Genomic DNA, 14,136 nt, shown 5'->3' with positions numbered 1-14,136 from the left:
GCCGTGGCGAAAGCGAGGCATGGCAGCGCTACCAGACCTAAAGCGCGTCGTTGTCCCAAAACCGCTGCGCACTTTTGGTCGACAGGCATTAGCGCCGACCAAACAACCGCCCGTCGATCGTCAACAGGCCAAGCGCGATCAGTGCCATGCCGCAGAACTCGAACAGAGCGAGCCGCTCGCCGAGGAACAGGAGGCCGAGCAGGATGGCGCTGGCCGGGACGATGAGCGTGACCAGCGAGGCGTTGGTGGCGCCGGCCGAGGCGACGAGGTTGAAATAGAGGATGTAGGCGAAGGCGGTGGAGAGCAGCGCCAGCGCCAGCACCGCCGTCCAGACCGGCGGCGAGGCCGAGAACAGGCCGGCCGGGCCATAGGTGAGCAGCACCACCGGGATCATGATGATGGTCGACGCCGTCAATTGTCCGGTGGCGATGACCGGCGAGGGCACGCCCTTGAAGCGGCGGGCAATCATCAGCGCGACGGCGTATGACAGCGAGGCGCCGATCAGCGCGAATTTCGCCCAGACCGGGCCGCCGAGCCCGGCCAGCAGGCCGGGGCCGATCATGACAGCGGTGCCGGCGATGCCGAGCCCGATGCCGGCAAGCTTGTTCCAGGAGAGCTTTTCGTCCGCTGTCAGCGCGTTGGCGAGGATCAGCGTCCAGAACGGCGTCGTCGCATTGAGCACCGAGGCGACGCCGGCGCCAAGCGCGGTCTGGCCGGCAAAGATCAGCGAGAACGGGACGACATTGTTGGCGAGCGCCAAAAGGAAAAACAGGCCGGCATGCGGGAAGGCGAGGCGGAAGGACGGACCGCGAATGCCGAGATAGAGCTGCAGTGCAATGGCCGCAATGGCAACGCGAAACAGCACCAGCACCAGCGGGTGCATTTCGGCAACGGCGATGCGGGCAAAGAAGAACGAGCCGCCCCAGATGGCGCCGAGCAGCAGAAGCTGTCCCCAGTCCCTCAGCGTCATCGGTCCGCGCTGCACGGCTGTCGTGGCTATTGCCATCGTGAACGTCCTTCCCCGCGGCATCAATGCCAGCCACTCAGGCAGAAGGCATATCGGGTCCGGCGACAAGAGCCACCCGAAACCTGATTGCTGGCAACAGTGCTGCCAGAGGGTGCGCCGCTGGGTCAGTGCCCGCCAGACACAGAATTGTTTTCTTTGGCCGCTAGCTTGGATTAATTGTGCGCAGCCGAGAAGTCAGGGGATTCGTCCATGCAGCGATTCGAGAATGCCCGCGAGGCGGCGCTGGCGCTTCGGCCGGACGATCCGGTCTACTGCTTTCGCCCGCAGGTGCTGAAGGCGGATGCCAAACAGTTCATGGGCATGTTTCCCGGCAAGACAGCCTACGCAGTCAAGACCAATGGCGAGCAGATCGTGCTGAAGGCGCTGGTCGAAGCCGGCGTCACCGCCTTCGATGTGGCCTCGCCCGGCGAGTTCGCCGCAGTGCGCGCCGTCTCACCCGACGCCGAGATGCTCTACATGCATCCGGTCAAGGCGCAGTCGGACATCAAGCTTGCGCTGGAAAAATACGCCATCCGCGTCATTTCGCTCGACCATGAGGACGAGATCACCAAGCTGACGCGGGTGGTGCGGGCGCTTGACATCGATCCGGGCTCCATCAGCGTGTTCGTGCGAATCCAGACCAAGGGTTCGGCGGCCTATGAACTGTCGAAGAAATTCGGCGCCGGGCCGGCCTATGCGGTGGAACTCGCCGAGCGGCTCAACCGCACCGGCTACAAGGTCGGCCTGTGCTTCCATGTCGGCAGCCAGATCGAGGATCCCGACACCTATGAACGGGCGCTGGCCTCCGCCGATTGGGTGCGCAACCGGCTGACCTTCGACATTGCGGGGCTCGATGTCGGCGGCGGCTTTCCCGCCGAGTACGGCCATGACCCCAATCGCAAGCAGATCGAGATGCCGTCGCTCGGCCAGATCATGTCGCGGCTGTCGGGCGACCTCAGGGAATACCAGTTCGACCAGATCCCGTTGGTGGCCGAGCCCGGCCGGGTGATCGTGGCGCGCTGCCTGTCGCTGATCGTGCGGGTGCTGCTGCGCAAGGGCAAGCGGCTCTACATCAATGACGGCATCTGGGCGTCGCTGTCGGATTCTTGGACCGGCAAGATCACACTGCCGGCCCGCTTCATCCCCGATCCGGCGATCCGCTCGCGCAATGGCGAGGAGAAGAACATCGTGCCGTTCAAGGTCTGCGGCGCGACCTGCGATTCCGTCGACATCCTGTCGCGGCCGTTCTGGCTGCCGGAAACCGTCGACACCGGCGACTGGATCGAGATCGGCCATATCGGTGCCTATTCGCTGTCGCTGAGAACCCGCTTCAACGGCTTTTATCCCGATACCTTCGTCGAGGTGACGACACCCTTCGATGAAGGCGATGCGCCGCAGGGATTCGCCAGCCTGGAGACAATGGCGGATTAGGCGACGCCTCCACCGGCCTGGATATTCTCGCCGGTCAGCCAGCGGGCCTCGTCGCTGGCCAGGAAGACCGCGACATCGGCAACGTCGCGGGGCGCGCCGATCCTGCCAAATGGAGACATGCCGGCCGCCACGGCGCGATCGCGCTCGGGAAGCAGGTCCGTGTCGGTGAAGCCAGGCGACAGCGCATTCACGGTGATGCCGCGCGGTCCGAGTTCACGCGAGAGCACACGGACGAATTGTTCGACGGCGCCCTTGCTGCCGAGATAGAGCGCCGTTTGCGTGAAGAACATCTTGGTGCCGCCGGTGGAGACCGCGATGATGCGGCCACCGTTTCGCACACGGCGCGCTGCTTCCTGAAGCACGAAGAAGGTGCCCTTGGCATTGGTGCCGAAGACATGGTCGAAATCGGCTTCGGTTGCCTCCGTCAGAGGCTTGATGACGGCGACGCCGACATTGGCAACCACGATGTCGATCGCGCCGAACTCACTCTCAGCCTCGTCAAACAGGCGATGAATATCCGAGACGCTTGATATGTCGGCCTGGACGGCGATCGCCTTTCCTCTCCTGCCGGCGATGGCGGCCACGACCTCGTCAGCGGCTTCGTGGTTGCCGACATAGTTGACGACGACGGCAGCGCCCTTGGAGGCGAGTCCTTCGGCGATGGCTCGCCCAATGCCGCGCGAACTGCCGGTGACGAGTGCGGTTTTGCCTTGCAAGGACTTGGGCATGATACGTTTCCTTCAATCATTCAGGCCCGTGCCGGTTTCATCCGACGGGTCCGCTAGTCGAGAAATAGGGCCATGCAACTGATCAGATAATGGCCTATTATCTGACTAGCTTGTTAATCTAGGGATACACAATGCGCGGTTCTGAATTCGCCGAGCTCAAGGCATTCGCCGCAATCGTGGAAGAGCGTAGTTTCGTCCGCGCCGCCGCCCGGCTGCGTGTTTCCCCGCCGGCGCTCAGCCAGTCGATTCGGCAACTGGAGGCTCGCATCGGCATCAGGTTGCTGAATCGCACGACGCGTAGTGTTTCACCCACTGGTGCCGGCGAGACGCTGTTTGCGCGCCTTGCCGTTGCGTTCGAAGAGCTGGAGGGCGCCGTAGCGGACATTCAAGCCGCGCGTGATCGGCCGGCGGGTTCGCTACGAATAAACGTGCCGCGTGTTGCCGCGGTGCGGTTCATCGGCCCGATCCTTGGCGACTTCCAACGCGCCTATCCTGATATCGCGCTGACCGTCATCGTCGACGATACGCTGACCGACATTGTTCGAGGACGGTTCGATGCCGGAATCAGGCTTGGCGAGCGGCTGGAGAAGGACATGGTGGCAGTGAAACTGAGCGGGGATTTGCAGATGGCGGCGGTGGCCGCTCCCGTCTATCTCGAAAATCGGGCCATACCGCGCCATCCGCAGGAGTTGCATCAGCACCAATGCATAACATTCCAGTGGCCTGGTGGCGGCAACCTCTATCGATGGGAGTTCGCGCGCGGCAAACGGTCTCTGGAAATCGCCGTCGAGGGCAGCCTGACTGTTAACGACACCGAGCTGATGCTGAACGCGGCGCTGGGTGGAGCAGGCGTTGCCTACATGATCGACTATCAGGTCCAGTCCTGGATCGATGCGGGCAGGCTGATGAGATTTCTAGAGCCCTGGTCGCCCAGCTTTCCAGGCTTCTTCCTGTATCACCCGAGTTCGAGGCACGTCCCCCCGGCTTTGCGGGCATTTATCGACTTCGTCCGGGCAAGGAGTAGGGAATAAGGAACCCAGCTTGGGCAGATTCTACTCACAGTTTCCCCAAAAGCTCCGGCGTCGGCCAGCCGTCGACCGGCATGCCGAGCCGCATCTGTTCCTTGCGGATGGCTTCGCGGGTGTTGGTGCCCAGAATGCCGTCGACGGTGCCGACGTCATAGCCCCTGGCTTCGAGCTTGGTCTGCAATTCCTTCATCTGGTCGCCATTGAGCCCGGTTTCGGGATTGCGCGGGTCGAACTGCTTTGCCCCGGCCAGCCGGCTGGCGAAGTTGGCGGCGGTCAGCGCGTAGGTGAAGGACTGGTTCCATTCGAGATAGACGTCGAAATTGTCGTAGGCGAGGAAGGCCGGACCTTTGCGGCCCATCGGCAGCGCCAGGCCGGCCTTCAGGCCATTGTCGATCAGCGGCGTGCCATCGGGATTGGTGACGCCCCACGCGGCCCATTGAGACAGCGGCAGCTTGTTGGTGCGGCCGGTCTGCTCCCAGGGCATGTCCTCGGGCACGCGCACTTCCTCGATCCACGGCTGGTCGCGTTTCCAGCCGCGCGACAGCACCTTGTTGGCCGTGGTCATGATCACGTCGGGTACGCTGCGCCTGAGGTCGACGATGCCGTCGCCGTCGCCGTCGACGCCGCGCGCGAGATAGTCGGAAGGCAGGATCTGCGTCTGGCCGATCTCGCCGGCCCAGGCGCCGGTGACGTCGGCCGGAACGACGCCGCGATCGATCAGCGTCAACAGCGGCAGCAGTTGCGGCCGAAACAGCTGCGGGCGGCGGCAGTCATGCGACAGCGTCACCAAGGCGCTCAGCGTGTGGAAATCGCCCTGTACGGCGCCGAAATCGGTCTCCAGCCCCCAGAAGGCGGTGATGATCGGCGCCTGGACACCGAACTGCTGGTCGGCGCGCGCAAAGATTTCGGCGTATTTCTTCAGATTGGCCGCGCCCTGCTTCAGCCGGTAGGCCGAGATCATGCGGTTGGAGAACTGAATGAAGGTCTGGGCGAAGACGCCCTGGGCGCGGTCACGCGCGAGCACCTTGTCGTCGATGGTGGCGGCCTCCAGCGCGTTAAGGCCGACAGCGCCGACACCGGCTGCCTTGGCTTCCGCCGCCACGCCTTGCTTCCAGGTTTCGAAGTCGCCGCCGCATTCCTGCGCCGCCGCCGGCATCGCCGTAGCGCCGAGCAGCAGGGCCGCGAGCAGCCCGGAGCGCAGGCGGCTCTTCGACTGTTTCCGGCGTAAATATCCCAGTGGCTGCAGGTAGGTGCGCATGGGACGTCGAAAAGCAGGCGGTAGAGCCGGTGTCAACGGGTGTTCTGCCGCAGCCACTTTTTCCAGGCTGCCTCAGTGCCGTTGAAGACGTTGATATCGGACTTGCCGTTCATGCCGGGCACGATACCGGTTCCGGTGTATTGCCAGAAGGTGAAAGGGTGGCTGCCGTACTTCTGGCGGGGGTGGCCGGCCACCGAGCGCAGCCAGTAGGGATAGCCGCGGAAGGTCGCAAGGTCGTTATCGTCGAAGAAGTCGACCGAGGTGTAGATGATCGGCTTCTTGCCATAGTGCCGCTCGATCATCTCGAGAAAGGTGGTCATTTCGGCCCGCACCGTCGCTGAATCCGGGCGCAGCCGGCAGGTCGGCGATTGCGGGTTCCACTCCATGTCGAGCACCGGCGGCATGGCCGAGCGGTCGACGGGCACGTTCTGGATGAACCAGCGCGCCTGGGTGGCGGCAGGCGTGCAGAAATAGAAGAAATGGTAGGCCGCGCGCGGAATGCCATTGGCCTTGGTGCGCGACCAATGCTCGTTGAAATACTCGTCGAAACGGTCGCCGCCCTCGGTCGCCTTGATGAAGGCGAAGGAGATGCCGCTGGCCTTGGCCGTCGGCCAGTCGACCGAGGTCTGGTATTTGGAGACGTCGGTGCCGTGAACGGCATAGTTCCAAGGCGCGCCGCTATCCCATTCATGCGGCTTGGAGTCTTCGAAACGCGGTGCGCGCACGGCAACCGTCGGGCTGCTGGATGGCGACATCGAGGGCACGAGATCGCCGGCGGTCGAGCAGGCGGCCAGCAGCGTCAACGTGATGAGGGCCGCGAAACGGCGCATCGCATTTCCCGAGCCGGAATCAGCCGGTCGCTGTTGGGTTGTCGTTGCAGGTGCCCCTCAGGCGATCGCCCCACAGCATCGCCTGATACGCTATTTTCGTGCATGTCGTTGTTCCAAAACCGCTGCGCACTTTTGGGCGACATGCACCAGTGATCGCCGATCATGGTTGATAACAGGTTGACGGCGCTCGACAAGAACACCGATTTTGCGGAAGCAATGGCGGCAAATCGATGACATAAATCGGGCCGCAAGCCACGGGCAGCGGAAAAGCAGGGACGGAAAGATGCGGATCGCCGTGAAGATCATCAAATGGCTGCTCGGCCTGGTCGTGTTGGCCATAGCCGCCCTGTTTACCTGGCTCTACGTCGCGCCGCCCGAACTGATCCGCGTCGGTTCCGGCTATTCCGCCAAGATTGTCTGCTCGAATGTTTTTATCGCCGGCCGTGATCCCAATGAGGTGCTTGCCATCGACGTGCAGGCGCCCGGCCATCCGCTTCTCAGGCTGATGAAGGTGTCGGTCGACAAGAACAGGGGGACCGTCTCGGCCGGGCTGCTTGGCTTCCTCGGCAAGAGCGTTGCTGTTGCGCGCGCCGGCCTGGGTTGCGCCTCGGTTCCTGATGGCGACGACGGCAAGGCACGGCGCACGTCAATCCCTGCCGAGGCGTCGGCGGCCACCAAGGGCGATCTGTGGCCCGAGGGAGATCGAGTCGATGCCTCGCAAAATCCCGAAATCAACAAGATCCTCGACGGTGCGGCGATGACCGGCATCGGCATGCGCGCCGTGGTGGTGGTCAAAAATGGCCGCATTGTTGCGGAGCGTTATGGCGACGGCTTTTCGGCGAAAACGCCGCTGCTGGGCTGGTCGATGACCAAGACAGTCAACGCCGCGCTCGTCGGCACGCTGGTCAAGGACGGCAAGATGGCGGTGACCAATCAGGGCCTGTTCGGCTCATGGAAGGCGGACGGCCGCGCCGCCATCAGCCTTGCCGATATGATGGCGATGTCGAGCGGACTCGAGTTCAACGAGGATTATGGCGACGTTGCCGATGTGACGCGCATGCTCTACCTCGAACCGGATATGGCGGGCTTCGCCGAGGCCAAGCCGCTGACCGGCGACGTCGGCAAGGTCTTTTCCTATTCGAGCGGCACGGCGGTGATGCTGTCGCGGCTGTGGCAGGATGCTATCGGCGACAAGGACAAGGCGCTGATGTGGCCAAGGGCAGCGCTGTTCGGGCCGCTCGGCATGCAAAGCGCGGTGCTCGAAACCGACGAGGAGGGTACCTTTGTCGGCTCATCCTACCTCTATGCCACGGGGCATGACTGGGCGCGGTTCGGCCAATTCCTGCTGCAGGGCGGCGTCTGGAACGGCAACCAGATCCTGCCGGCCGGTTTCGTCGACTGGATGCGCGAACCGGCACCGGCCTCGAAAGTCTACGGCAAGGGGCAACTTTGGATCGAAGCCCCGGGGGACGAAGGAAATCCCGGCGCCGGCGTCGCCGCCGGCCTGCCCAACGATACCTACTGGATGGAGGGCCATGACGGCCAGACGGTCGCCATCATCCCGTCGGAGCAACTGGTGGTGGTGCGGCTGGGGTTGACGCCGGCCAAGCTCGGCTACCGGCCGCAGGTGATGGTCGGCGCGCTGATGAAGGCACTGCGCTAGCTCCCTTTACCCTCCCCTTGATGGGGAGGGTCGGCGCGTAGCGCCGGGGCGGGGTGCCTGGCCACCCGCGCCTTCGGCGCGGCCTCCCCCATCGAGGGGGAGGTAAGAGTGCGCGATCTTGACGACCGCCAGCCAGGCATAGCCGCGATAAAGCGCGCGGAAACAGAAGCTTGCGCCGGTTCGCCGAGATTCCGATTCCAAGACTTCGCGCAATGATTCACGTGGCGTGACATGGAATTTCTTGAGCCAGCCGCGCAGCAATGTCCGGAACCAGTTGGGCAAGTCTTCCTGCTGGCCGAAATCGACGACATGCAGCGAGCCGCCGGGTGCGAGTGCCGCAAGGGCTGCTGAAACCGTCTTTTCCCAGCCGGGGATCATCGACAGCGAATAGGACACGAAGATGCGGTCGAAGCGCTCGATGCCGAACAGCGTCTTGGCGTCGAAATCGGTGGCGTCGCCGCGCGCCAGCACGACGCGGCCGGACAGGCCGTCGCGGCCGATCGCCTTGCCGGCGGTCTCCAGCATCTCAGCCGAGATGTCGAGGCCGTAGAGGCGGGCGTCGGGATAGCGGCGGGCGGCAAGCGCGATGTTGCGGCCGGTGCCGCAGCCAAGTTCGAGCACTCTGCCATTCGCCGGCACATCCAGCCGGGATATCATCTGGTCGCGGCCGAGCAGGTAATATTTGCGGGTCAGGTCGTAGATGTGGCGCTGCCAGCGGTAGACGCCGTCCATCAGTTCGGCATGGTCGGCCGGCGGCTCGCTCGCGCTCATGCCGCGCGCTTCACATAGAGGTGGAAGCCGCCATAGATGGCCGAGCGGTCGCGGGCCGAACAGTCGCGCGAGGCCTCGTCCTCGTAGGTCCACTGGTCGAGCAGCGAGATCGAGACGCGGCCCGGCAGCAGGCTGGGCTCGGCGGCGGTACGGAAGATGACTCGGGCGCCGATCGAGGCGGTGCGGGTGATCTCCGACCAAAGGGCATTGAGCTGGTCGTTCGTCATCCAGTCCTGCGCGTCGAGCAGGACGAAACGATCGACGGTGCTTGCGTCCTTGCCGGCCAGAAATTCGATCAGATTGGCGTGGTGGATGCCGACGCGATCGACATTGTTGCGGATCGCCTTGTAGTTGGCCTCTTCTAGATAGGCGGGCAGGGCGGCCTCACCCGGATTGGGATAGCGACGGGCGAAGGCTTGCCAAGCGAAGTAGTTGTTCTTCAGTGGAAAATCGCAAGCGAGCTTTTCCAGCCGGGCCTTCAGCACGCTGGCCATCGAACCATCGCCCGAGGTGATCAGCGAATCGTACTGCGCCGGCGGAATGCCGAGGCCGAACAGCGAAGCCTTGCGCGAGGTAGCCCAGCGCAACAGCTTCTTGTCGAAGACCGGCGCCAGCTCTTCGTTGAAGAAGCGGCGCTGGTCGGCGAGGCTCTTCGACGCCATGATACCGGCGGGATCGACGCCGAAGAATTTGGCGATGCGGTGGCCCATGGCGATGAACAGGCCGAGCAGGCCGGTCTGGTAGAAATTGCGGTCGAAGACGGTGATGCGCCGGCGGCCGGGCCAGCTGCGACGCTCCCAATAGTGGCGGCTGACCGGGTCCAGATGCGGCGCGATGAAGCGGTCATAGGCTTGCGAATTGTGGCTGGTGCCGGCGGCGCCGAAGAAACGGAACAGATCGCCCTGCGAGGGCAGATGCCGCACCGCCTCCAGCTTCATCCGGTTCAAGGCGATGTGGGCGGCGTTGAGGTCGACCGCATCGACGCGTTCAGGCGAGCGGGTGAGGTAGGCGAGGATGTTGCAGCCGCCCGACGCTATGGTGACGACGCGGTGACCCTGGCCAAGCTGCATGGCCTCCATGTCGACTTCAGGGTCTTCCCAGATCTGCGGATAGACGAGACCGGAAAACAAGAGGGCGAACAGCCGCTCCGAGATGCCGGCCTTCGACAGCGGGCGGTTCTGGTAGACGGCTTTTCCAACTTCCTTGCCGCGGCGAAAAACGAGATCCGAGGAGACGTCCGTCATGGCAAAGTGATTCCCCATTTGCTTTGCCGCAAGCGGGTAACTCAGGGGCATGACAGGCGGGTGACAGCCTGTTGACGCGAGTTCAGGCCTTGCCAAATCCCCCGGGTGTCGGCGTCGTCAGGATGACGGCGTCGCCGGCGTCGAGCACGGTCTGGTCGCAGGCCTTCAGCGTCTCGACGCTGCCGTCCTGGCGGCGGACCTTGGTCGAGCCGACCTCGCCGTCACCGCCGCCATCAAGGCCTTGCGGCGGGCGGTTGCGGTGCGAGGACAGGATGGCGCATTCCATCTTTTCGAGGAAACGGATCGTCCGCCTGGTGCCGTCACCGGCATCCCATTTGCCTTTGCCGCCGGAGCCTTCGCGAATGTGAAAATCCTCGAGCAGCACGGGAAAGCGCAATTCCAGCACCTCCGGGTCGGTCAGGCGCGAATTGGTCATGTGGGTGTGGACGCCGGATGTGCCGGCAAAGCCGCGGCCGGAGTTCATCTGTCCGGCCGGCGAACCGGAGCAGATCGTCTCGTAATACTGGTACTGCTTGTTGCCGAAGGTCAGGTTGTTCATCGTGCCTTGCGCATTGGCCATGGCGCCCATGGCTCCGAACAGCGCGTTGGTGACATGCTGCGAGGTCTCGACATTGCCGGCGACGACTGCTGCGGGGTAGGCCGGCTTCAGCATCGAGCCGTCGGGGATGATGATGTTGATGGGCCTGAGGCACCCGGCATTCATCGGGATCATGTCCTCGACCATGACGCGGAAGGCATAGAGCACGGCGGCGCGGGCGACGGGCTCGGGCGCGTTGAAATTGTTCTTCATGACAGGCGAGGTGCCGGTGAAGTCGACGGTCGCTTCGCTCTTTTGCCGGTCGACCGTGATCTTCACCTTGATCACCTGGCCGGTGTCGGTCGGGTATTCATACTGCGAGCTGTCAGGCAGCCTTTCCAGCACGCGGCGCACGCTTTCGGCGGCATTGTCCTGGACATGGCCCATATAGGCCTCGACGACATCGAGGCCGAAATGGGAGACCATTTTGCGCAGTTCCGCCACGCCCTTTTCATTGGCGGCGATCTGCGCCTTTAGGTCGGCGATGTTCTGGTGCGGGTTGCGGGCGGGGTAGGGGTGGTCGGTGAGCAGCGTTTGCAGCTCCGCCTCGCGGAATTTTCCGCGATCGACGACGCGGAAATTGTCGAACAGCACGCCTTCCTCGTCGACCGTGGTGGCAAGTGGTGTCATCGAGCCAGGTGCCGTGCCGCCAATGTCGGCATGATGGCCGCGTGAGGCCGCCCAGAACAGGATTTCCTCCCCCCTTGAAGGGGAGGTGGCGGCGGAGCCGCCGGAGGGGGTCGCTGCGGCAGTGCTCGACGCCCTTGCGGTGCCTTCTGAGAGGACCCCACCCGGCCGCTGCGCGGCCACCCTCCCCTCAAGGGGGAGGGAAAAGACCGGCGTCACCACGGTGATGTCGGGCAGATGCGTGCCGCCATTGTAAGGTGCGTTCAGCGCAAAGACGTCGCCGGGGTGGATGTCGCCGGAGTTCAGCCGGATGATGGTTTCGACCGAGCGGTCCATTGAGCCGAGATGCACCGGCATGTGCGGCGCGTTGGCGACCAGCGCGCCGTGGCGGTCGAAGACGGCGCAGGAGAAATCCAGCCTTTCCTTGATGTTGACGGAATAGGCGGTGTTCTGCAGCGTAACGCCCATCTGTTCGGCGATCGACATGAAGAGGTTGTTGAAGACCTCCAGCATCACCGGATCGGCTTCGGTACCGAGGGCAGCCGTGCGAACTTTCCGTTCGGTGCGGCGGATGACGACGTGATTGAGGTTGGTGATTTCGGCCCGCCAGCCCGGCTCGACGACGATGGTCTGGTTCGGCTCGATGATCAAAGCGGGGCCTGCGATCAGGTTGGATGGGCGCAGGTTTTCGCGGCGATGGATGCCGGCCTCATGCCAGCGGCCCTCGGTGTAGATGCGCCGCGTTCCCGACGCACCCGCTTCAACCCTTGCCGGTCCGGCGGGCGCAACGGCTTCGGCCGTGGTCTCGACGATCTCGGCGCCTTCCACGCCAACGGTCTCGACGATCATCGGCTTGTCATCATAGACGAACCCGAACTGCGCCTTGTGGGCGATTTCGAAATCGCGCCTGGCCTGGAAGATCGAGTCGCCTTCGAAATTCACCGGCAGCGTGGTGTCGGTGCCGTCATAGCGGATGTGCAGCACCGGCTTTGCCGCAATCTTGTCCTCGGCGATGCCTTGCGCTGCCAATTCGGCGATGACGGCTTTTTTCAACGTGCCGATGAGGCTGCCGATCTGGGTCCTGGATTCTTCGGCAAGCGGCTTCAGGAGCGCCTGCTGGCGCGACGCGAAAACCGACGACAGGCCGATACCATAGGCTGAGAGCAGACCGGAGAAGGGGTGGATCAGTACCGCCTCCATGCCGAGCGCGTCGGCAACCAGGCAGGCATGCTGGCCGCCGGCGCCGCCAAAACAGTTCAAGAGATATTCGGTGACATCGTAGCCGCGCTGCACGGAGATCTTCTTGATAGCATTGGCCATGTTTTCCACCGCGATGGTAACGAACCCTTCGGCGACGGCTTCCGGCGTGCGGCCATCGCCGATTTCGGCGGCGAGCGCCGCGAATTTTTTATGCACGGCGGCGACGTCCAGCGGCTGGTCCTGGCCGGGTCCGAAAATCGCCGGGAAGAAATCGGGCTGCAGCTTGCCCAGCATGACATTGGCGTCGGTGACGGCCAGCGGGCCGCCGCGCCGGTAGGCGGCGGGGCCAGGATTGGCGCCGGCGGAATCCGGCCCGGCGCGGAAACGGCCGGCTTCGTAATGCAGGATCGAGCCGCCGCCGGCGGCGACGGTATGGATGCGCATCATCGGCGCACGGATGCGCACGCCGGCGAGCTCGGTGTCGAAGGCGCGCTCATACTCGCCGTCAAAATGGGCGACATCGGTGGAGGTGCCGCCCATGTCGAAGCCGATGACTTTCTCGAAACCGGCGAGTTTCGCCGTTTCGACCATGCCGACGACACCGCCGGCCGGGCCGGACAGCAGCGCGTCCTTGCCCTGAAACATGTCGGCGGCGGTGAGCCCGCCCGACGACATCATGAACATCAGGCGAGGGTTTTCCCTCCCCCTCGAGGGGAGGGTGGCGGCGAAGCCGCCGGGTGGGGTCGCCGCGGCAGTGCTCGACGCTCTGGTGGTGCCTCCTGAGAGAACCCCCCCTGTCGGCTTTGCGGACTGCCCTTCGCTATGGCTCCGGGCGTTCGTCGCTGAAAAAGCCAAATCATTGGCTTTTTCTCGGCCTTTGGCCGACCGCTCCTCACCCCCCACAAATGGGGAGATTGGCGTCGCGCCCAGTTCTCCCGCCACCCTTTGCACATAGCGCGACAGGATCGGCGACAGATAGGCATCGACCACGGTGGTGTCGCCGCGGCCGACCAGCTTGATCAGCGGGGAGACCTCATGGCTGACCGAGACTTGGCTGAACCCGATCTTGCGGCAGACTTTCGCCACCGCCTTCTCGTGGTCGGGATATTTCCAGGCATGCATGAAGACGATGGCCACCGCATCGATGCCGTCAGCCTTCGCCTGTTCGATGGCGGGGCGGCAGGCGGCGATGTCGAGCAGGCGCTCGACCTCGCCATTGGCGCGCACACGCTCGTCGATCTCGATGACCCGCTCGTAGAGCTGTTCCGGAAGGATGATCTCCTTGGCGAAGATGTCCGGCCGCGCCTGATAGGCGATCTTCAGCGCGTCGCGAAAGCCCTTGGTGATGAGCAAAAGCACACGGTCGCCCTTGCGCTCCAGCAGCGCATTGGTGGCAACGGTGGTACCCATCTTGACGTCACCGACCAGGCCCGGAGGAATAGCGGTGCCGGATTTCAGCCCCAGAAGCTCGCGGATGCCGGCTATGGCCGCGTCGGGATAGGCTTCGGGATTTTCCGACAGGAATTTCCTGGGATGCAAACCCCCTTGCGGATCACGTCCGATCACGTCGGTGAAGGTGCCGCCGCGGTCGATCCAAAAATCCCATTTCTTGTCCACGCAGAACTCCGGCATTGCATTTGGGTCCAGACTGTTAGTTCGGCATCGCCCGGCCCGCAATCGGTAGTGCGCGGATGTTACATCAGGAAACGCAACGTTACGAAACTCATGGCCGTTTGATGCATTTTGCCTTCG

10 protein-coding genes are annotated in these 14,136 nt (G+C 63.8%); 3 read left to right on the top strand and 7 right to left on the bottom strand.

Annotated elements, in window-relative coordinates; all coding sequences use genetic code 11:
* Positions 1-88: 88 nt before the first annotated feature.
* Positions 89-1,006, bottom strand: a complete 918-nt coding sequence (locus NKJ57_RS28110) for a DMT family transporter (protein WP_023699616.1) — start codon at positions 1,004-1,006, stop codon at positions 89-91.
* A gap of 210 nt (positions 1,007-1,216) precedes the next feature.
* On the opposite strand from NKJ57_RS28110, the gene NKJ57_RS28105 reads away from it, so the two are divergent.
* Positions 1,217-2,437: an alanine racemase gene (locus NKJ57_RS28105; protein ID WP_023668250.1), complete on the top strand. Its 1,221-nt coding sequence runs from the start codon at positions 1,217-1,219 to the stop codon at positions 2,435-2,437.
* Here NKJ57_RS28105 and NKJ57_RS28100 read toward each other — a convergent pair.
* Positions 2,434-3,165 carry an SDR family oxidoreductase gene (locus tag NKJ57_RS28100; protein WP_023682154.1) on the bottom strand — a complete coding sequence of 244 codons (732 nt, stop codon included), beginning with the start codon at positions 3,163-3,165 and terminating at the stop codon, positions 2,434-2,436. The genes NKJ57_RS28105 and NKJ57_RS28100 overlap by 4 nt on opposite strands.
* Before the next feature lie 131 nt (positions 3,166-3,296).
* Between NKJ57_RS28100 and NKJ57_RS28095 the strand changes: the two genes are divergently transcribed.
* A complete protein-coding gene (locus tag NKJ57_RS28095; protein ID WP_023826591.1) occupies positions 3,297-4,196 on the top strand; it encodes a LysR family transcriptional regulator in 900 nt (299 codons plus the stop codon).
* 25 nt (positions 4,197-4,221) lie between these two features.
* On the opposite strand, the gene NKJ57_RS28090 is transcribed toward NKJ57_RS28095, so the two are convergent.
* Positions 4,222-5,451: a lytic murein transglycosylase gene (locus NKJ57_RS28090; protein ID WP_023682152.1), complete on the bottom strand. Its 1,230-nt coding sequence runs from the start codon at positions 5,449-5,451 to the stop codon at positions 4,222-4,224.
* Positions 5,452-5,483: 32 nt separating this feature from the next.
* Complete coding sequence (locus NKJ57_RS28085) at positions 5,484-6,281, bottom strand: glycoside hydrolase family 25 protein (protein WP_023682151.1); 798 nt, start codon at positions 6,279-6,281, stop codon at positions 5,484-5,486.
* 283 nt (positions 6,282-6,564) lie between these two features.
* Between NKJ57_RS28085 and NKJ57_RS28080 the strand changes: the two genes are divergently transcribed.
* A complete protein-coding gene (locus NKJ57_RS28080; protein WP_352513470.1) occupies positions 6,565-7,944 on the top strand; it encodes a serine hydrolase domain-containing protein in 1,380 nt (459 codons plus the stop codon).
* A 6-nt stretch (positions 7,945-7,950) separates the two neighbouring features.
* On the opposite strand, the gene NKJ57_RS28075 is transcribed toward NKJ57_RS28080, so the two are convergent.
* From NKJ57_RS28075 to NKJ57_RS28065, 3 genes are read right to left on the bottom strand one after another with little or no spacing between them, the layout of a single operon-like run.
* A complete protein-coding gene (locus NKJ57_RS28075; protein WP_352513471.1) occupies positions 7,951-8,715 on the bottom strand; it encodes a class I SAM-dependent methyltransferase in 765 nt (254 codons plus the stop codon).
* Complete coding sequence (locus NKJ57_RS28070) at positions 8,712-10,010, bottom strand: BtaA family protein (protein WP_352513472.1); 1,299 nt, start codon at positions 10,008-10,010, stop codon at positions 8,712-8,714. The genes NKJ57_RS28075 and NKJ57_RS28070 overlap by 4 nt, the downstream gene beginning before the upstream one ends.
* A 31-nt stretch (positions 10,011-10,041) precedes the next feature.
* A complete protein-coding gene (locus NKJ57_RS28065; RefSeq protein ID WP_352513473.1) occupies positions 10,042-14,001 on the bottom strand; it encodes a hydantoinase B/oxoprolinase family protein in 3,960 nt (1,319 codons plus the stop codon).
* Between the last annotated feature and the right edge of the window lie 135 nt (positions 14,002-14,136).

Source organism: Mesorhizobium sp. M0077 (assembly GCF_040322955.1).
Classification (GTDB): Bacteria; Pseudomonadota; Alphaproteobacteria; order Rhizobiales; family Rhizobiaceae; genus Mesorhizobium.
Note: the sequence above shows the minus strand (reverse complement) of the source record. Positions and strands in the feature narration are given on the sequence as shown.

Bases quoted from the DNA above. Each gene is read 5' to 3' on its own strand.
- NKJ57_RS28090 (WP_023682152.1), bottom strand. From the start codon at position 5,451: ATGCGCACCTACCTGCAGCCACTGGGATATTTACGCCGGAAACAGTCG.
- NKJ57_RS28085 (WP_023682151.1), bottom strand. From the start codon at position 6,281: ATGCGCCGTTTCGCGGCCCTCATCACGTTGACGCTGCTGGCCGCCTGC.
- NKJ57_RS28105 (WP_023668250.1), top strand. From the start codon at position 1,217: ATGCAGCGATTCGAGAATGCCCGCGAGGCGGCGCTGGCGCTTCGGCCG.
- NKJ57_RS28100 (WP_023682154.1), bottom strand. From the start codon at position 3,165: ATGCCCAAGTCCTTGCAAGGCAAAACCGCACTCGTCACCGGCAGTTCG.
- NKJ57_RS28070 (WP_352513472.1), bottom strand. From the start codon at position 10,010: ATGCCCCTGAGTTACCCGCTTGCGGCAAAGCAAATGGGGAATCACTTT.
- NKJ57_RS28080 (WP_352513470.1), top strand. From the start codon at position 6,565: ATGCGGATCGCCGTGAAGATCATCAAATGGCTGCTCGGCCTGGTCGTG.
- NKJ57_RS28110 (WP_023699616.1), bottom strand. From the start codon at position 1,006: ATGGCAATAGCCACGACAGCCGTGCAGCGCGGACCGATGACGCTGAGG.
- NKJ57_RS28075 (WP_352513471.1), bottom strand. From the start codon at position 8,715: ATGAGCGCGAGCGAGCCGCCGGCCGACCATGCCGAACTGATGGACGGC.
- NKJ57_RS28095 (WP_023826591.1), top strand. From the start codon at position 3,297: ATGCGCGGTTCTGAATTCGCCGAGCTCAAGGCATTCGCCGCAATCGTG.